Origin of the sequence: Qipengyuania oceanensis, from assembly GCF_009827535.1 — a bacterium.
GTDB classification, from domain to species: Bacteria; Pseudomonadota; Alphaproteobacteria; order Sphingomonadales; family Sphingomonadaceae; genus Qipengyuania_C; species Qipengyuania_C oceanensis.
Map to the genome: position 1 here is coordinate 43,176 of NZ_WTYN01000003.1, position 19,123 is coordinate 62,298.

At 59.3% G+C, this 19,123-nt stretch carries 17 protein-coding genes; 11 read left to right on the forward strand and 6 right to left on the reverse strand.

From position 1 onward, the window contains the following. Position 1: 1 nt before the first annotated feature. The 5 genes from GRI48_RS12000 to GRI48_RS12015 are packed head-to-tail and all read right to left on the reverse strand — an operon-like array spanning position 2 to position 3,460. Positions 2–1,234, reverse strand: coding sequence for an NAD(P)/FAD-dependent oxidoreductase (locus tag GRI48_RS12000; RefSeq protein ID WP_237451937.1), 1,233 nt, complete (start codon positions 1,232–1,234; stop codon positions 2–4). A gap of 24 nt (positions 1,235–1,258) precedes the next feature. After that, a complete protein-coding gene (locus GRI48_RS14355; protein WP_237451938.1) occupies positions 1,259–1,672 on the reverse strand; it encodes a protein tyrosine phosphatase family protein in 414 nt (137 codons plus the stop codon). Further along, positions 1,669–2,088 (reverse strand): DUF6691 family protein, encoded by a 420-nt coding sequence (locus GRI48_RS12005; RefSeq protein ID WP_160676551.1) that lies wholly within the window; start codon positions 2,086–2,088, stop codon positions 1,669–1,671. The genes GRI48_RS14355 and GRI48_RS12005 overlap by 4 nt, the downstream gene beginning before the upstream one ends. Further along, positions 2,088–2,534 (reverse strand): YeeE/YedE family protein, encoded by a 447-nt coding sequence (locus GRI48_RS12010; RefSeq protein ID WP_160676554.1) that lies wholly within the window; start codon positions 2,532–2,534, stop codon positions 2,088–2,090. Before GRI48_RS12010 ends, GRI48_RS12005 begins: the two co-directional genes overlap by 1 nt. Next, complete coding sequence (locus tag GRI48_RS12015; RefSeq protein ID WP_202389343.1) at positions 2,531–3,460, reverse strand: MBL fold metallo-hydrolase; 930 nt, start codon at positions 3,458–3,460, stop codon at positions 2,531–2,533. Before GRI48_RS12015 ends, GRI48_RS12010 begins: the two co-directional genes overlap by 4 nt. A gap of 83 nt (positions 3,461–3,543) precedes the next feature. Between GRI48_RS12015 and GRI48_RS12020 the strand changes: the two genes are divergently transcribed. The 11 genes from GRI48_RS12020 to GRI48_RS12070 all read left to right on the forward strand — a co-directional run bounded on the left by GRI48_RS12020 (position 3,544) and on the right by GRI48_RS12070 (position 16,988). Continuing rightward, entirely contained in the window at positions 3,544–4,203 is a 660-nt protein-coding gene (locus GRI48_RS12020) for a peroxiredoxin (protein ID WP_160676857.1), read from the forward strand. Continuing rightward, complete coding sequence (locus GRI48_RS12025) at positions 4,200–4,538, forward strand: ArsR/SmtB family transcription factor (protein WP_160676560.1); 339 nt, start codon at positions 4,200–4,202, stop codon at positions 4,536–4,538. The genes GRI48_RS12020 and GRI48_RS12025 overlap by 4 nt, the downstream gene beginning before the upstream one ends. A 67-nt stretch (positions 4,539–4,605) precedes the next feature. Next, complete coding sequence (locus tag GRI48_RS12030) at positions 4,606–8,130, forward strand: class I SAM-dependent DNA methyltransferase (protein ID WP_160676563.1); 3,525 nt, start codon at positions 4,606–4,608, stop codon at positions 8,128–8,130. A gap of 35 nt (positions 8,131–8,165) precedes the next feature. Beyond that, the gene (locus GRI48_RS12035; RefSeq protein WP_160676566.1) at positions 8,166–9,200 is read left to right on the forward strand and encodes a hypothetical protein; all 1,035 of its coding nucleotides are present in this window, start codon (positions 8,166–8,168) and stop codon (positions 9,198–9,200) included. A gap of 121 nt (positions 9,201–9,321) precedes the next feature. Continuing rightward, complete coding sequence (locus tag GRI48_RS12040; protein ID WP_160676570.1) at positions 9,322–9,849, forward strand: hypothetical protein; 528 nt, start codon at positions 9,322–9,324, stop codon at positions 9,847–9,849. After that, positions 9,846–12,611, forward strand: coding sequence for an LPD7 domain-containing protein (locus tag GRI48_RS14525; protein ID WP_160676573.1), 2,766 nt, complete (start codon positions 9,846–9,848; stop codon positions 12,609–12,611). Before GRI48_RS12040 ends, GRI48_RS14525 begins: the two co-directional genes overlap by 4 nt. A 179-nt stretch (positions 12,612–12,790) precedes the next feature. Beyond that, positions 12,791–13,684 (forward strand): 3'-5' exonuclease, encoded by an 894-nt coding sequence (locus tag GRI48_RS12050; RefSeq protein WP_160676576.1) that lies wholly within the window; start codon positions 12,791–12,793, stop codon positions 13,682–13,684. Between the two features lie 86 nt (positions 13,685–13,770). Then, complete coding sequence (locus GRI48_RS12055) at positions 13,771–14,637, forward strand: hypothetical protein (protein WP_160676579.1); 867 nt, start codon at positions 13,771–13,773, stop codon at positions 14,635–14,637. 206 nt (positions 14,638–14,843) lie between these two features. Then, entirely contained in the window at positions 14,844–15,521 is a 678-nt protein-coding gene (locus GRI48_RS12060; protein ID WP_160676582.1) for a hypothetical protein, read from the forward strand. 2 nt (positions 15,522–15,523) lie between these two features. After that, positions 15,524–16,321, forward strand: a complete 798-nt coding sequence (locus tag GRI48_RS12065; RefSeq protein ID WP_160676585.1) for a hypothetical protein — start codon at positions 15,524–15,526, stop codon at positions 16,319–16,321. A gap of 121 nt (positions 16,322–16,442) precedes the next feature. Then, a complete protein-coding gene (locus GRI48_RS12070) occupies positions 16,443–16,988 on the forward strand; it encodes a hypothetical protein (protein ID WP_160676588.1) in 546 nt (181 codons plus the stop codon). A 1,327-nt stretch (positions 16,989–18,315) separates the two neighbouring features. Here the strand turns inward: GRI48_RS12070 and GRI48_RS12075 are convergent. Then, positions 18,316–19,086: a hypothetical protein gene (locus GRI48_RS12075; protein ID WP_160676591.1), complete on the reverse strand. Its 771-nt coding sequence runs from the start codon at positions 19,084–19,086 to the stop codon at positions 18,316–18,318. Between the last annotated feature and the right edge of the window lie 37 nt (positions 19,087–19,123).

Genomic DNA, 19,123 nt, shown 5'->3' on the forward strand with positions numbered 1-19,123 from the left:
ATCAGGCAGCCTGTTTCATATGCGGCTTGGCGAGCCACTCATGGCCCTTCAGCATGCCGTTCCAGTAAATCCAGGGCAGCGCCTCCGACTTGAGTAGCCAGCTCAGCTTGCGCGGCTTTGTGCCATCGATCACCCATTTCGGAAAACTCGGCAGCAGCTTTCCGTCATAGCCGAATTCGGCGAGCACGATCTTTCCGCGTTCGACGGTCAGCGGGCAGGAGCCGTAGCCATCGTAATCGGCCACCGGCTGCTTTGCATCGAGCTGGGCGAGCGCGTTGACCGCGACGATCGGTGCCTGCTTGCGCGCGGCAGCCATCGTTTTGGCATTGGGAGTAGATCCAGCGTCGCCGATCCCGAAAACGTTGGGATAACAAACGTGCTGGAGCGTGAACTTGTCGACATCGACAAAGCCGCTGTCGGCATTGGCGAGAGGGCTGTCGGCAACGAACTGCGGGGCAACCTGCGGCGGGACCGCATGGAGCATGTCGAAGTCGACTGTTTCTTCAGCAGCTTCGCTCTTGAAGACCGCCTTCTTGCCGGGGCCATCGACCGCGACAAGCGTCTGGTTGAGCTTGAGGTCGATCCCGTATTTGTCGACATATTCCATCAGCGCCGGGACGTATTCCTTCACCCCGAACAGGACGCCGCCGGAATTGCGGAACTCGACGTCGATGTCGTCGAGAACCCCACGCTCCAGCCATGCATCGCATGACAGATACATCGCCTTCTGCGGCGCACCTGCACACTTGATGGGCATGGGCGGCTGGCTGAAGATCGCGCGCCCCGATTTCAGGTTGCGCACGAGCTCCCACGTGTAGGGTGCCAGATCGTAGCGATAATTGGAGGTGACGCCGTTCTTGCCGAGCGTCTCTTCCAGCCCGTCGATCTTTTCCCACGCGAGCCGGATGCCCGGCGCGACGATCAGGATCCGGTAGGTGATGGTCGTGCCATCGCTGAGCGTGACCTGATTGTTTTCTGGCTGAAACGACGCGGCGGCCGTTTTCAACCAGATCGCCTGTTTCGGCATTACGCTCGCTGTGGTGCGCCTGGTCGCTGACACTTCGAAGACACCGCCACCGACCATGGTCCACCCAGGTTGATAATAATGATCCTCGCTCGGCTCAACGATCGCGATATCGAGTGACGGGCGCCGCTTCAGCATGGAGGATGCAGTCGCAATGCCTGCTGACCCTCCGCCGATGATGACGACTTCATGATTTAGGCCTTGGGCCATGACAAACTCTCCAGTGTTTTTTCGTTATTCGCCAAGCCGGTCGCGCAAGCCCGACAGATCGTAGCCCGCTATCTTGGCGCGATTGATGCGCTCGGCGGCGGATTCGTGCTCGATATTGGCGAGTGCATCGAGCGTGATGGAGCGTGTGCCGGTCCGGCAGAAGGCAAGCACCTTGCCGTCCGCTTCTTCACGGACCTTGGCAAAGGCCTTGATCGCAACCGGCGGAAACTCGCCTCCTGAGACCGGAATATGATGGAAGGCTAACCCAGCCGCTTCGGCAGCCTCGCGCATCGATGCGACGGTGGGCTGGCTCAGCTCTTCGTCATCCGGCCTGTTGCAGATCACCGTGCTAAATCCCGCGTCGGCAAGCCCGCGCATGTCGTTCGGCTCAAGCTGAGGGGAGACGGCGAAGGCGTCGCTTACATGTGCGAGCTTCATGATGATGCCCCTTCGAAAAGCCGGACAACAGCCATGCCGGCGAGCATGGCGACGACGAATATCGCGGCCGCTGCAGGTTCGATCACGAGAGCAGCAATCCCGGGTCCCGGACACAGCCCCGCAATTCCCCAGCCGATTCCAAACAGGGCTGCTCCGCCGATAAGGCGGGGGGTGAGATCGGATTTGGTCGGCAGATGAAACTCGCCAGCGAAGATTGGTTCGGCCAGGCGCGGCACGATCCGCCACGCGATGGCCATGACGATGACCGCTCCGCCCATCACGAAGGCGAGCGTGGGGTCCCAGTCACCGAAGATGTCGAGAAAGCCGCGCACGCGGGCTGGGTCAGTCATGCCGCCAAGGGCAAGCCCAGCGCCGAAAAGGACTCCGGATACGATCGAGGCAAGAGCGGTACGCATTACAACACCTCCAGCCCGAGCGCGTTCATGATCGCGACTGTCGCAATACCAGTCGCCATGAAAGTCAGCGTGGCTACAATCGAGCGGCCCGATAGACGACTAACACCGCAAACCCCGTGCCCACTCGTGCACCCGCTGCCGACGCGCGTTCCGATGCCGACGACCAGTCCAGCTATCGCGAGCGTTACGGGGCTGGCGAAGCTGGCTTCGAGCCCGCCCGATGCCAGCACAACGATGAGTGCACCCAGCGGCAATCCGATCACAAACATCCATGCGCCGCTCCTGGCTATGCCGCTACCGCCAAGCCCGACGGCCTTCGCGGCAAGCCCGGAAACGCCAGCGATCCTGCCAAGGCCGAGCAGCATGACCGCCGCAGCAAGGCCGATCAATACGCCGCCCGCCAGGCCGGCAAGCGGCGCGGCTTCAGGGAAGCCGGGGAGCGTCATACGGCATTTACCGGAATCTTGATGTAACTGACGCCGTTGTCTTCGGGGTCAGGCAAACGACCGCCTCGGATATTGACCTGCACCGACGGCATGATCAGGTTCGGCATGGCGAGCGTCTTGTCGCGGGTCGTCCTCATTTCGACGAAGTCGTCCTCGCTCACCCCGTCCTTCACATGCACGTTCTCCTCACGCTGTTGCTTGACGGTGGTTTCCCAAGCGTATTCGTCGCGGCCCGGTGCCTTGTAATCGTGGCAGAGAAACAGGCGGGTTTCGTCCGGAAGCGACAGCAGTCGGCGAATGGACCGATAGAGCTGGTGCGCGTCGCCTCCGGGAAAGTCCGCCCGCGCCGTGCCAAAGTCGGGCATGAAGATCGTGTCGCCGACAAAGGCCGCATCACCGATGATGAAGGCCATGTCAGCAGGCGTGTGGCCAGGAACATGAAGGGCGATGCCTTCAAGCTCGCCGACCTTGAAGGTCTCACCATCCTCGAACAGCTTGTCGAACTGCGATCCGTCGCGTTCGAAATCGGTGCCGGCATTGAAGAGCTTACCGAATACCTCTTGCACGCGAATGATGTCGCGTCCGATAGCCAGCTTTCCGCCGAGGCGTTCCTGCAGATAGGGGGCAGCTGAAATGTGATCGGCATGCGCGTGCGTCTCAATCAGCCATTTCACTTTAAGATTATTAGAAGTGATATACTCGATAATGCGGTCGGCCGAGCCGTTAGAAGTCCGACCGGACGCCGCTTCGAAGTCCAGAACCGAGTCGATAATGGCCGCTTCGTCCGTCTTGGGATCGTGTACGACATACGAAACCGTATTCGTCGCCTCGTCAAAAAAGCCCGCGATAGAGGGGCGGAGGCACTTATCGGCCTGTGCGCGCTCGATCTGGGCGGCGGCGCTGTTGAGGTTTTGATCTTCAGCCATAGCTTGATCTCCATACATTTACATAAACCGTTTATATGTGTTGCTATTCGGTTGTCAAGTGGTATGAGGGCTCGATGACCGAGATGACCAAAGCTGATAACGAACGAGAGGCGCCTTGCGCTGGACTGCGTATCGGAGACCTCGCCCCGGCCTTTTCCGCACGCAGCACGACAGGGGATGTCCGCCTTTCGGATTACCGGGGGCGGTGGCTGATCCTCTTCTCACACCCCGCGGACTTCACGCCTGTGTGCACGACCGAGTTCGTCGCACTGGCCCAATCGGCCAGCGAGTTCGAACAGCGCGACTGTGCGCTGATGGCGCTTTCCGTCGATAGCCTGTTCTCGCATTTCGCCTGGCTACGGCTGATCCGCGATCGCTACGACATCGAGGTGCGCTTTCCGATCGTGGAGGATCCGACACTCGTGATCGGGCGCGCCTACGGCATGGTGGCGCCGAACGACAACGACAGCGCAACGGTGCGCACGACATTCTTCATCGATTCAGCCGGCGTTATCCGCGCGATGACTTGCTATCCCGCGAACGTTGGACGTTCGACCCCGGAGATGCTGCGGACGCTCGATGCTCTCCAGGCGGTGGACAATGGGCCAGTCCTGGCCCCTGCAAACTGGGCGCCCGGAGAAGCCCTACTGGCTCAGCCCGACGCCTCGCTGGACACTGTTTTCTCGGCCAAGGGCCAGACCGACTGGTTCATGAAGGAAACCATGCGAGGGTCTCGGAAATGACGGACGAAGAGCTGGTCGATGCCTTGAAGGCGCTCGCGCATCCCGTGCGTCTTCGCATCATGAAGGCCCTGACGGGCACCGAGCGCAATGTCGGCGAGATCGACGACGCCGCAGATATCGGCCAACCGACGTTATCACAGCAGTTGGCGGTCCTTCGCAACGCGGGCCTCGTAAAGACCCGGAAAGACGCTAAGCTAGTTTATTACCGGATCGATGAAGCCAGGATTGCGAAGGTTGTCGATGCCGCAGGCGCACTTGGTGGCTTGTCTGCAAACCCTATTCAGCAGTCGCGCCAGCCAGCGCCAGGGGTCGCTAATTTCGCCAGACTGGGGTGAGAATTTGGGCTCCCGCACTCCGTGTTATCTGCTTGAACGACGCATTTATCAGGGCCAATCGTAGGTGATGGACAAAAGCGCCGAAAAGGCTGAACAATTCATCGCTGCCTGGCGCGATACCGGGGGGTCCGAGCTCGCCAATACGCAGAGTTTCGTCAACGGCCTTTGCGATCTGATCGGTGTTCCGGCGCCGGATGGCAGCAAGCCGGATGATGCGGAGAACGACTACGTTTTCGAACGCCGCGTCTTCGCCGATAACGGCGATGGCACGACGAATTTCGGCCGGATCGACTGCTATCGCCGGGGGGCGTTCATCCTTGAAGCAAAGCAGGGGTCGGACGCGGACCGGCGCGCTGCGGAAGCAGGCGAAGAGGACCTCGATCTGTTCGGCCAGTCAGCGGCACGTCGCATGAAGCGGGGTACTGCCAAGCGCGGAACGGGCGGCTGGACAGCCGCGATGATCGCCGCAAAGGGCCAGGCGGAACGCTATGCCCGCTCTCTCCCGGTCGACCACAACTGGCCGCCATTCCTGATCGTCACTGATGTCGGTTACTGCCTCGATATCTGGGCGGACTTCTCAGGCACGGGAAGGGCCTACACGCAGTTTCCGGACCGCGCACGCTATCGCATCATGCTGGAAGATCTGCGGGATCCGGATGTGCGCGAGCGTTTGCGTTGCATCTGGACCGATCCGCTTAGCCTCGACCCTGCCACCAAGGCGGCGCGCGTCACACGCCAGATAGCCGATCTATTAGCCAAGGTTGCGAAGCGGCTGGAGGCCCGCGATCACAATCCCGACCGGGTGAGTGGCTTCCTGATGCGGCTGCTTTTCACGATGTTCGCCGAAGACAGCAAGCTGATCCCCGAGGAAAGCTTCACCGGCTTGCTGAAGGCGCAGAGAGCCCACCCACAGCATCTTGCCCCCCAGTTGTCGGCCCTTTGGCAGGCGATGGACAAGGGTGAATTCGCACCTGCTCTCGGTGTCCCCGTAAAACGATTCAATGGATACCTGTTCAAGGATCGAACCGCGCTCGACCTGGAGACGGACGAACTGGAGGTGCTGATTCAGGCGGCGGAACACAAGTGGACGGAAGTGGAGCCTGCGATCTTCGGCACCTTGCTGGAACGTGCGTTGAACCCGAAGGAGCGGGCGAAGCTTGGGGCGCATTACACTCCGCGGGCCTATGTCGAACGCCTGATCGCTCCCACGATCATGGAACCTTTGCGGACAGATTGGGACGGTGTGCGCACCGCTGCTGCCAGTCTTATCGATGACGGCAAGACCGACGCCGCCCATATGCTGGTGGAACAGTTCCACACGCGTTTGGCTGGCACTAAAGTGCTCGATCCGGCATGCGGAACGGGCAACTTTCTCTACGTTGCCATGGCGCGGATGAAGGAACTCGAAGGCGAGGTGCTCGACCTTCTGGAGGAGCTGTCGTCCAGCGATGCCGAGAAGCAATACGTAGCCGATCTTACCGGCCACACGATCACACCCGAAAACTTCCTCGGCCTCGAAATCAACCCGCGTGCGGTTGAGATTGCGCAGCTCGTTCTGTGGATCGGTTACCTGCAATGGCACTTCCGCGTTAACGGGCAGGAGCGCATGCCGAACGAGCCTATCCTGACCGGCCTGCGCACAATCGAGCACCGCGATGCGTTGATCGACTACGACGAGAAAGTGCTGGAGCGCGATGAGGAGAACCGGTCCGTCTCGCGCTGGGATGGGGAGACGATGAAGCCCCATCCGGTGACCGGCAAGCCGGTGCCAGACGAGACGGCACGGGTCGAAAGCTGGCTCTATCCCAATCCCCGACCCGCGAAATGGCCCAAGGCTGATTTCATCGTCGGCAATCCGCCTTTTATCGGTGGCAAGGACGTTCGGGATCGGCTGGGTGATGGATATTTCGATGCCTTGTTCAAGGTATCGGACGTTCCGGAAAGCGCCGATTTCGTGATGCATTGGTGGGATCGCGCGGCCAATGCGGTGCGGGCAGGGACTGCGCGGCGGTTCGGCTTCGTCACTACCAATTCGATCACACAGGTCTTCAGTCGTAGGGTCACGGCAAAGCATCTCGATGCCAAGAAAGGCGTCACAATCGCCTATGCTATTCCTAACCATCCTTGGGTGGACGAGAAGGACGGCGCGGCGGTTCGGATCGCCATGACTGTGGGCGTTCCATCGGGGACGCAAAGCAAAGGCTTGCTGCGCAAGGTCAGTGACGAGAGGGATGCGCCTGATACGATACTGTTCGCAGAGAAATCCGGGCGCATCGGATCCGATCTGCGCGTTGGTGCCGACGTTACCAAGGCGGCGCCGCTAAAGGCGAATGCCCGAATTGCGTCCCGTGGCGTACAGCTAATGGGCTCCGGCTTTATCGTCACGCCCGATCAAGCGCAGCGGCTCGATCCGCGTTCGCTGGCCATCGCCAGAGGAGAGGATGATGCGCCGCCGCGCATCCGTTCCGGTAGCGGCGACGAGCCGCAGGTCATCTTCGATTACCGCAACGGCAAGGATCTGACGGCTCGCCCGCGCGGCGTCATGGTGATCGACACCTACGGCTTAAGCGAAGCCGAATTGCGCGACTGGCATCCGGCGGTGTGGCAGCATATCTTCGACGAGGTGAAACCGCATCGCGACACCAACAATCGCGCATCCTATCGCGATAATTGGTGGTTATTCGGTGAACAGCGCAGCGAAATTCGCAAGGCTCTGCGCGGGTGCGAACGCTATATTGCGACGGTCGAAACCGCCAAGCACCGGGTGTTCCAGTTTCTTCCGATTGCCACGGTGCCGGACAATATGATCGTGGCAATAGCTTCTTCGGATGCGTTCGATCTCGGAGTCTTGTCCAGTCGCTTTCATGTCCCGTGGGCGCTCGCGAGTGGGGCACGAATGGGTATGGGGGACGACCCGCGTTACAGCAAATCGCGATGCTTCGACCCATTCCCATTCCCGGCGGATGTCCCCGAATCGCTCGCTAATTCGATCCGCACCGAGGCCGAGGCACTCGATGCCGTTCGCAAGCGTGTGCTGGCCGACCATGACGATCTTACCTTGACCAAGCTATATAACGTGCTCGAGGCGATGCGATCCGATCTTCCGCTGACAGACACCGAGCGCGACATCCACGACCGTGGCCTCGTTACCCTCATTCGTCGCCATCACGACACAATCGATAGCGCTGTTGCCGAAGCCTATGGCTGGGCAGCGGACTTGCCCGAGGAGGAAATCCTCACCCGCCTCGTCGCGCTCAACCGCGAACGCGCCGCCGAGGAATCGCGCGGCCTTATCCGCTACCTGCGCCCAGATTTCCAGGATCCCGGCTATCGCGCGCCGATCAGCGAAACACTTGATCTGGGTGAGGCGCAGGTGCCGTTGCCGGACAATGTTATCGCGTGGCCGAAGGACCTGCCGGGGCAGATCGGCGCGGTTCAGTCAATTCTTTCTGCGGCGAACGAACCCCTTGCGGCGCAGGACATTGCTCGCGCCTTCAAAGGCAAGCGGGCAGCCACTGTACGGCCTGTTCTGGATGCGCTAACAGGGGTCGGTCTGGCGCGCCGTACTGGCGAGGGCAAATACGCGGCATAGCGCCGCCTTCTGCTTTTTTCGCCAACACGTTTGGGGTGACCGACACCCACATCCTAAAAGGCACTTCGTATCATCCCACGGAGTGCCACAACGTGTATCCGAACAACGAAGCAGGCCGTAAGGCTTACGATCGCCACCAGACGAGCAGCCTCCCGACGCTGCTGCCGGGACTAGATCCGGACCCTCCCGTGCTGCTCTGTGCGCGCACGAAACCCTACGATGCCACGATCCTCGCGCAGCTGCGCCAGCATGGTTGGCCAGGAACTGGACAGACCACCACACGAGCTCGGACGAAGCGTCCCAAGGCAATCAAAGCCATCACGCTTGCCAGAAAAATCGCTAAGGGTTCTGGCCTTTCGGATGCCGAAATCAGAGTTCTCGCTGATCGGATAGCATGGCTCATACGCAATCCGTTTCGCTGGAAAGCGCGCGAGGGATACGCTGTCCTGGCAGTTGCTAAGGGGCCGCCAGCCGACGGCAGCGTCACTGATGAAAGCAGTCAACCCGCACGGACAGAGGCGACTCCACCGGTCGAAGTTGAGGCGCGGAATTCGCTCGAAACCAGTTCGCCGAACGATCAGAGCTCGGTCGCGGAACAGGCCGCTGTCCTGCCCCCGGAGAAACCGCAGTCCACTAAATCGGGGAATGTCACGACCGGTCCCGAGACCAAGAATCTTCGGGAATCTCGCGATGATAACGATCTGTTCGAGCATAGCTCCGGCCTGGACAGTTCTGACGATCTACTCGCCGAATTGGGTGGTAGCGCAAACATGTCGTGGGAGGACTATGCGAACCAAGTAGGCCTTTCGGACGAAGCGGATGATGACCGAGGGTCTTCAACCAAGCTCTGCGTGATTCGTACCGTCATGATCGAACACCTGCCTCAGAAGAAAGCGCGGGCCCTCTTGCTCGCTATCGAACAAGAGGAACCTGAAGAGGTTCTCCGCCTCAAAGCGAACGCATTGCTGGCTGACGAGGAGGAGCTTTCGGCAGCTCTTTCATCAAGCAGTTCGCTTGCACAGGACATCGACGATGCCTGCGCGGCTTTGGGGATCGATCTGCCATGCTGATCCAATCCGATCCCAACACCCGTTCTCTGTGTCTGGAAATTACAGGATGGGAACACTCCGTGCTCCTTCCCGTGCCGTGTCGCTGCGCTTCGTGGCACGGGTCTGAAGGAAAGGTTTCACGATGAAGCCTGAATATTCGGAAGAGCCTTCCGCAAAGGCAAGGGCGGTCCTCTCCCCAGGTCCGAGCGAAGGACCATATCGTCATGAAATCAGGATTGCGCTTACCAGCGCGCAAAAATCCTATCTCGAACAGGCGGCGGGATGCGACGCGATCTCCGCATTTGTCCGCGACAAGTTATTTTATGCCTCCCCCAATATGGTGACCGCCATCGGTGCTATCGGCGCGCTCTATCAGGCTGCAGGACAGGTCATCGAAGCGAGCGATGAGCTACGAATGCAGGCCGCAAAGGCTGGACGCACGATCGACAGCATCGGACAAATTGCGATCAGTAAGAACGAGGTCTGGGAAGGGATGCCGAAGGATATCGCGACCGCGTTGCGACCGGTCGGCGAACAAGCCGAAAGGTTGCATGATCTCGGCACAAGATTGCACGGGCTCGCGAATAATCTTGCGGCCGAGGATTTCCTCGGCGCGCCGAACCGAAAACTGAACCACGAAATTCAACCTCGACCGAGACCGAAGCCGTGATCGCAAAGCTTATCGGGATCAAGTCTCAGCTCATGAGCGGTGCGAGCCTTGCCGCCGGCGCGCAAAAGGTCCGCGATTACGGCTGGACATTGGCGAAATACGTCGCCGCGTTGAAGCTCGACGAGGAAGATCTCGCGCGCCTCCACGAACTGGGTGAGATGGGCAAATATCCCGTCAACGACAAAGGCGATGAGAACCGCATCCGTGATCGCGGGACGATGCATCTAGAGGGCGAGGACTACGACCAACGTGCGCTCGCATTTGCGTACCTCACCGCCCAGTATGGACCGCGGGCCCTCAAGCACATCGTTGTGTCCTATCGCGAAGGCCCCGTATCTCTCGAAATGGCCGAACGTCATCGCGATACTTTCCTACGTGTCTTGGGCGCTGAAAACTGTGCAGGCTTTTACGGCCTTCATGGAGATACCGCACGTCCGCATTTTCACCTTGCTATCAACGCATATGATCTGACGCAGAGAAACCTGAGTAAATGGGGGCAGGGCTTCGAAATCGAGGCCCTTCATATCGCGTCGGCTCTGTGCGAACGCGACGACATGCTGCCGTGTGAACCAAACAGGCGGTACGTGGCCGATGAAACAGGGGTCTACCACACCTTGTCCGGTATCAAAGTCGCCGACGAGAACGGGCGGATTCTAAATGCCTCGCGAATGCTTCGCGTCCCTGGCCTACAGCACAAGATCGAAGATGAATTTCGCACGCCGGATGGACTCGAAGAGGGGAAACCTGTTCCGGCGGAAACCTCAGTCAAAATTCTTGCGAAAGCGGCGCGGGAAAGCGCTCGAGATTGGGAGGGGTATCACCGTGGTCTCGCCCGCGTAGGCCTCCGTTACGAACCTTACGAAGCCGCGGGGAAGATTGTCGGTGGCTATTTCGTTCCGGTCGATGCCGATATTTCTAGTAAGGTGCGGGTGAAGGCGAGCGCGATCGGAGCCGGCTACAAGAAGCTCGTCAATCGTTTCAATCAGACCGAATATCAGGAGCCGCCCAAGGATATCTGGTTCAGGCCATTTCAAACGCTGGGTTATGTCGGTGAGCCTCCTGCAGACGCCGACGCCCGCGATCGCGAACGAGAGCTACAGAGAGCCGAAGAAAAACGGCTTGCGACGCTGACTGCGGAAATTGCTGCACGACATGGTCGCGATGGATTGTCAGCCCGGGCTACTCAAAAAGCGCGCGCCGCCAAAAAGCGTAAACAGCTTGGTCTATCGCTGGACCAAGATGACGATCCTCTAAATGATCAAAGCGCCAAGTATCGCAAATACGAACGCGACTTCATCGAGGGGATCAAGCGCGCCATCAAGCAGGAACGAGGCGCGACGCGTGGACGCAAAAGAACGAAACCGATTGATGGCTTGCTATGGGGAGCCAGCAGCAGCGTAGTCGATGATCAACCAGCATGGCTGGACAAGTATAATCCTATGCGCCTCAACGGCGTCCGGGAATTTTATGACGGCGAGGTTCTGGCGTTCACGGAAACCCGCAATTTCGTAGCGGTTCATTCCAGCTCAAAACAGCACAGGATCGATGCGCTGCTGCTCGCCCAGAAAAAGTTCGGCACCATTCGGATCGAGGGCTCCCGGAGGGAACGGAAACGACTGATAAAACTGGCCGTAGAACTGGATATTCCGCTTGATCGATCACACCAAGGCGAAGCCGAGAGAATTCAACGTAGGACGGCATCAGAGCAATCAAGAGGGCGGATTAGCGAGCCAAGTCTTGAGACGCAGCCCGAGCCTCGTCAAGAAGTCAACCGCAGTCAGAGCGACTCTGGTATTGACGAAAACCCGGACAAAGCAGCGCACGCGCTGCGCAAAAACAGACAACGAAAATTAAGCGCTCTGCGCTACCTCGTGCAGCGCGACAGTCGAGAGCGGCGGCATCGGGTCGAGAGCCACTTTCCTGCCTACGAAATGTCTTGGCTGCAACAAGACAACGAGAGTGCCGCAGATGTCCGCGGCCCTAACCCGCCCCCGAATGAATCCATTCGCGCTCGCAGGAAGCTTGAAAGCATTGATCCCAACAGGCTGATGCTGGCTTCCTCGCAGGAATGCTACAAAGGATACCGTTTTCTTGACGATAAGGTGCTAACGACGGTCTTCACCGCGCCGAAACGCTGGCTGATGCTGCCCGAAATCCAGAAGCATCTGAAAGCGCTGGCTGCGATCCAAATGCATGAGCGCCGCTGGATTGCTTCGGCCGTGCAATCTGGTCGCGTCACGATCGAAAAGGGAGAATTGTTTGCGGTCAGAAAGACCGACGGCTGGGCAACCGAATTCTATCGTCGACAACGAGACGATCCCCGCTTCCAAGCTACAATACTTCTCGCGAAGGTGGCGCCGAACCGGTTCGCATTGAACCTCGATGTTCACCCCGGACTTGCGGCTTGGCGGCAAGCCCACCGGAGCCAAGACGCGGATATAGCGAGCTACATTGCGTATGAACTCAACCGAACGGCAATCAAGCATGGCGCGGCGAGCGTGCCGATTGGTGCTGAAGCAAGAGACGGCAGGACTTTAACGTCGCTTCGTAATGATGCCGCAGGCGAGTTCCGCAAGCTGATCGCCTCACCGCTAAGCCGAGATGAGCGCGAAGCGTTGTCCAAAACGCGTTCGGTCACTGCGACCGTTTTTGCGCAATTCCCATGGGCCTCGATCCGTTCGCCGAAGCGGATGAAGCGGTATGCGCGAAAACAAAGGTTCCGGCACATCGGTACGGCGGTGCACGATAGGAACGGTCGATAAATCCGTTTCCAACTATCTTGAACTCAAAAGCCTTAGAAGCCGGAACGCAGATCCGTCTAATAAGGTGGAATATTTGACTGAAGAGAGACCTGCCGGTTGAAGCCGGCAGGGCGAAAGGAAAAGGGATGCGGAAAGCGCGTCCCGCGCCTCGCCGGTTTCGACGAAACCGGAGAATAGGAATGATCAACACCGACCACCTGTCACCAGACGCCGAAGCGTTGGCGGATGAGCTTCAACGCAGCGACGATTATCGCGTGCTGCGGCGCGTCCCAAAACCCTATCCATCGATGCCCCACATGGGACCTGTGCCCGATGGTCGTTGCGTCGCCATTGTCGATACCGAAACGTCGGGTCTTTCAGCAGAGCACGACGTCATCATTGAGCTCGCAATCATGCTCTGCTTCGTCGACGATGGTAGCGAGCTCATAGGCCACTTCGGACCGTTCAGCTGGCTGCAGGATCCAGGCCGTGAACTCGATCCCAGGATCAGCCTCATCACTGGCCTCGGCGCACAGCATCTGATGGGCCAGAAGATCAACGATACTTTCGCGCGCGGTTTGCTCGATCGCGCTGACCTGATAGTCGCTCACAATTCGAGCTTCGACTCGAAATTCATAGAGCGCCGTTATCCCGATCTGGCGGGCAAAGCCTGGGCCTGCTCGTGCAGCGAAATCGATTGGCTGAAGTTGGGCTTCGACGGCCGCTCGCAATCCGCGCTTCTCGCGCATGCCGGATGGTTTTCGGACGCGCATCGCGCGGCCGCGGATGTCTGGGCGCTGTTCTGGCTGCTACGCCACCGCCAACGCGATCCCGGTGGAGGTCCGGTCCGCACCCACCTAGCGCGCCTCATCGACGCTGCCGACACGCCCTCGGCCATCGTGCAGGCCGAACGCGCGCCGTACTCAAAGAAAGAGATGCTGAAAGCGCGCGGCTATCGATGGAATCCCGACGGCCCGTTCTGGCAGATCGAACTGCCGCCGCAGAAGGTCGAGCACGAACAAGCATGGGGCTATCGCAACGGTCTTCCAACGATGACCACGCGCACGGTGACGGCGCGCGAGCGGCATCGCTGAACGCGGCCGTTTCTTCATTCACAATTCGACGCAAATGCGCCGGTGCACTTCTCGGTTGGCACCGGTGCGCAACAAGGAAATACATCATGACCAATATCGTACCGCTGGGCGGCGAACTCGAGCGCCTGTCTCGCAAGCTCGAGCACGAAGCGCAGATGTTCCTAGCGCGCAAGCGTGACGGCCGTTTTGATACAGCGCGCCGCTGGTTGATCTTCGATCTGGAATTTGTTTTCGATCGCTCGCGTCACAAAGGTTACACGAAGTCCGAAGGAAAGGACGCCGAGCTGTCGATCCGTTGGCCGTTCCATCAGGTCGCAGCGGTCAGCTGGATGACGCTGGAGTTCGTCGCCGATGGAGCTGTTCCGGCGATCGCAGGACCGTTCGTCCTGACTGCCGAGAATGCGGACGAGCGTGACATGGTCACGGCGTTGTTCGACGCGCTCGAGCAGGATCCCGGTGCGGTCGCGACTACGTGGGGAGGGGAGGCTCGCGACCTTGCCGTCCTGCGCCGTGCAGCGGCGACCCATGGGCTGGTGTTGCCCCACCAGCTGATCGACGGATCTCCGCACGCGAGGGAGCGGCTCGATCTGTGCCGGGCTAGCTGCGTTCAGGCATCCAGTGTGCATCTACCCGAGCTGGCGGCCGCGGTCGGTGTTCCATCCAAGCCGACACCATCGGAAGACATCGGCAAGCATTGCGAAGCGGGCAATTGGGCAACGGTGCGTGACCAGGTGCCCGCTGATGTCCTCACCACGGCCGTTCTGACAGTCCGGCACCTGGCCGCGCACCGCCAGATCGAATGCCATCAGCCCGATACGCTGGTGGCTATCGCGGACGCCGCAGGCGCGGCCCTGCCGAACAGCGAATTCATCCGTCGGTCCTTTGCACCCTGGGCAGGAGGTAAGAAGGCCGAAAGCGGCCTACGCGGTACTGTCTACCGAGCCGCCGCGTAACCGATTGAGTACTCGTCAGAACCATGACGGGAAAAAGCGATCTGAAAGAGAGGAGGAAAAGATGACTTAGGAAATGCCAACAGGAGGCAGGCACGGGCCTCGAGACATAGCACCGTGCCGCGAAGGGTCTGCCGCAAGCAGACCGTACCCGAGCCGCTCGTCCACCGAGGATGCGCGGCATTTTTTATGCCTGAAGGAAACACAAAATGCCCAAGAAGAAAACCACCGCCAGCCGCGCTGTCGCGACCGCCAAGAACACCAACCTCGCTCGCCTGCCCGAGCGCATCGCCATCGGCGATCATGAGGTGAGGCCCGAACAACTCTACATTATCAAGAAGCGCCAGCCGCGAGGGTCCGGGCCGTGGAACGATGAAAAGTTCGACAAGGTTGCCTGGAACGACGCTGAGACAGGTCTCGACTGCATTCTGCTGCGCCAGGCATCGGGTGTCTGGGGCGGGTTCGTCGCGGTTCCTCCTGATCATCCGCTTTACGGCTACCGCGAGGATGCCGTCCCGGCGGCAATCGGCCTCACGCCGCATGGGGGAATCGATTACGCCGAAGCCTGCTCGCGGTACGAGGACGAGGCCGTGCGCGTGTGCCACGTCCATAGCAGGGCCAATGCCCCACAGGCTGAGGATCAGACAGAAGACAATGCGTGGTGGTTCGGTTTTGCTGCGGACAAGCGCGGCGACTTGGTTCCGTCGGGGGGCAAGCCGATTCTCGCGCGCGAGGAGGGCGAGATCTACCGCAGCATCGACTACATGTACTCGGAAACCGTGCAGCTCGCCCGGCAGCTGAAAGCGATCGATGACAGCAGCATCGCCAAAGCCGACCCCGTGCTGGCACCGCCGCCGCCAAGGCTCGGCAAGCCGGGAGGGCGCTGATCATGGATCAGCACGAGATTCCTTATGAGAAGCGCCGCAATCCGAACCTGCCGTTCGGCTATTGGTGCATCGCGGATCCGGACGGCTATCCGCACCTTATCGACGAGCATGGGCGGCGGTGGTCGTGTCTGCGCGAATACATCTGGTGCGGTCGCCTTGGCATGGCGCGGGGCTCCAACTGGGAGTTCACCGCCACGACTGAGTTCCTGCTCGCCGTCCTCGCTGCGATCGATAGACGCGTCGTACACATCGAGGAGCGGATCAACGATCTGTTCGGCGGTGCCTGGGATGGCGAACGCCATTACGCGTCGTGGCTCGAAGGTCACAAGCTCGCCGAAGGCTTGGCCGGCGATCTCACCCCGGAGGGAAGAGCCATCCTCGTTGCGCTGGCCAGCACGCGCGGTGCCGAGGCAGCGCCCATTCCAATTGGCCTTCCCACGGTCGCACCGTGGCGTGGGTTCGATGGCGGCGATACCCAGGAAGAGCGCAAACGCGCGTTCAAGGTTAACGCGGCCTTCGCCGAAAATCTGCCGGGCCGGTTCATCCGGGAACAGATCGGAAGGGAATGGGGGATCAAGCTCATCGGTGCGCCCGAAGGGCCGAATATCCCGCTCGGCCGCGTGCTCTGGACCATGACTTTTCCCGACCAGTACGCGCGCGATCGCCTGTTCGCCTGGCTGGTTCACCGGATCGACCGGTGGGAAGCGTGGACGGCGCTTGCGAGCAAGCACGGAGCACAGGCGTTCACCGAGCATATCCTGCGGTTGCGGTTCGCCGACGAGACAATCGACCTGGGCTGAACGCGAGCATTCAATCTTAATCCAATCAGTAGCGGGCGGTTCTCGAAAAGGAACCGCCCGCTGCGCATTTCCAGGATGTTCTCAGATGCGATATCGAAATTATTCGCGCTTCCCCGAACGCATGGTCGCGCTTTCCATTTTGCCCCCGCCGCTGGCTCTCGACCGGCCAGCACCATTCGGGTTCGGGGCATTCATCGTCACCCGTCGCTGGCGTGATGAGGCGGAGGTTGCCTCATATGCGCACGGCTACGGCGCCGGCTACGATCCTGAGCGTATGCGCAGCCACATCGAAACGCTCTTCACGCCGGAGACAATGGCATTGATCCACATTGCCGCACCATCGTTTTCACGGCGTCATAAACTGGCACCATTGCCTTATTCTTCCTCCTACTCGAGGTACATTCCCCGATGCGGGCTCAGACGGAACATCCACGCGGTGATCCCGCACGATCAACTGGTTCACGCAGCACGGGTCGGCGGAATTTCGATCCATGGACCGAACCCGACAGCAATTCAGCGTATCGGTCGCCTCCATACCGAGGCGCAAGCCACGTGGTTGTTCTGGGTGATCGCAGCCTGCCCCCCACGCATCCGCAGAAGCGTTTTGGCAGGCTATGTGGCTTGGACAAAGCTGCAAAAAGCGAAAGGGTGTGGTTCGACTGTTTGACGGAAAGAGGCGCGGTGATCCGCGCCCCTTTTTTATATCCACACTCGTCCCAAACTTTACTCTGAAATCGCTCCCGTGTCGCCTCCCTCCCCGAAGGGGAATCCTGCACCGGGGGCGTAGTACCGACGGTTCTGTAATAACCCTATGCAATAAAAGGATTTAGTAAGGAATTAGAGGCATCAGAATCCCGATGCGGAAATCCGATATGACCCCCTTCATTAGTCGTATGCGGAAAGGGACATGCCTGCGCCCAGAAAGCGCCCGCGCAATCCTTCATGCAGAGCGGTATGCCTATGCCGCACGAAGGCCGCTCAATGTTTTCATTACCATGAAATTCCCTAAGGTCAGCAGGTCCGGCGAAAAACCTTATGACGTTTTCCGCAAAAAGTTCTGGGAGAATACAAGGCGACGTTGGAACACGATGGTGAAGGAAAACAGGAAGTTTTCGCCATTCGACGCAATTGCGGTATTCGAAAACCCGCCAACAGCGAACAATTCAGGGCGAAGGCATCATGGCCCGCTCCATTTGCACTGGATGCTTCGTTGGCCTTTCAGGAAGTGCGGCCGCCTAATGTATTTCTTACGGCGACAATTCCATAGGGAATTTGGTGTTGCACCTCCGAGTTCCGTTCGAATGCAACGGGTTCGATACGGTCCCAGAGCTGCTGCCTATCTTGCGAAAGGCATCGATGCACCATTCGCGAAGCACTTCCACATAGATCACGCCCCCCAAGGGCCCATTGCCCATCGCAGGATGATCATCTCACGTTCGTTAGGGCCAACCGCGCGAAAGCGTGCAAAAGCCGCTGGGCGAGATCCGCTCCCGAAAAAAAGAAAGGGCTATTACAGGAAGTTTCGGCCCGTTGATCTAACTCGTCTTATCGGAAGCGTGGGATGGAATGCGATGCCGCAAGCTCCAAAAAAATCCTCCAAGAATTCCAAGAACCATCGTCCTCCAAATGCGCGCAGCGCATTTGCAATGGGTAGACGGAAGCGGGTGATGAACCTTGAAAATCCCGCCGTTTCCATTCAACCGTGATTGTGCGCAGTTATCAGCGAGTGCTCAGATCGGTAATTCGATGCAATGAAGTTATCTGCCGATCACCTCGTGCATCTTAGGTTGCTGGCTGCGGAGTGCTGACGAAGGCCAGCGCATGATTCTGCAGGACGAACTCTAATGCCACGACCGCACTTGGGGCCGTAAGCTGTCCGTCCGGTCTAAGGAACCGGACTCGGGAAAGCAGACATTCGGGCGATCCCTCTCTGAAAACTGCCGTTTGTTCACGCGATTTACGAATGCGGCTTTCGGCAGATGAGAAGGCTTAGATCAGAGCTCGGATTGCGGCGATCGATAAACCGGCGCCTGCCATTCGGGCGGGTCATAGATCTTTGATCGCTTAATGGCGCCCCTGAAACCTGTTGCTTCGGCAATAGCCTTCTTGTCGGCTGTCCATTCGCGGCGATCTCGGTTGGGATCAGCCATGATTTGGGTAATCATGGCGTGGGGATCTACCTGAAAACGATATAGACCGCCCTTGTCCTGGTCCTTCACATCGCCGAAATAGAGCAGGCGAACTTCGCGTTCGTGGCGAAAGGCATGGCGCTTCATCAGCAGCGAACGCGCGAACTCCACGCCCAACAATGGCAGACGCCCATCGCGATGGAGCCATGCTTCGAGTTTCGCCTCCGACCGGTATTCGACCCTTCCTATGAAACAGCGATCTTGGGCCGCTTGGGGATGCGCATTGACCAGCGCGCAGAGCAGCTTCCTCGGCGTCGAGCGGATGCGTAGATAACGCTTGGCGGGATCGTTGGCATAGATGCCCCACATCGCTTCCGAATAGGCATCGCGCGTCCAGCATTGACCCACAAAATCTTCGGCGAAAGCATAGTTGAACGCTTCACCATCCAACACGCCGCCGAGCTTCAGCTGGAAATTTTCGAACTTGTCCTTCCAGTTGTGAATCCGGCTTAAGACGTTGCGCCGGCTTGCAAACAGGTCAAGCACATAGTCCTCCGGCATGATCCGATAGATATGTTGGTCCGGATTTGAATTCTCGAAGTTGAGGAAGTTCATCGCAGCGCCCTCGATCTGCAAGGCTCAGCAACCGTCCTTCGCACAGACATCGCCAAGC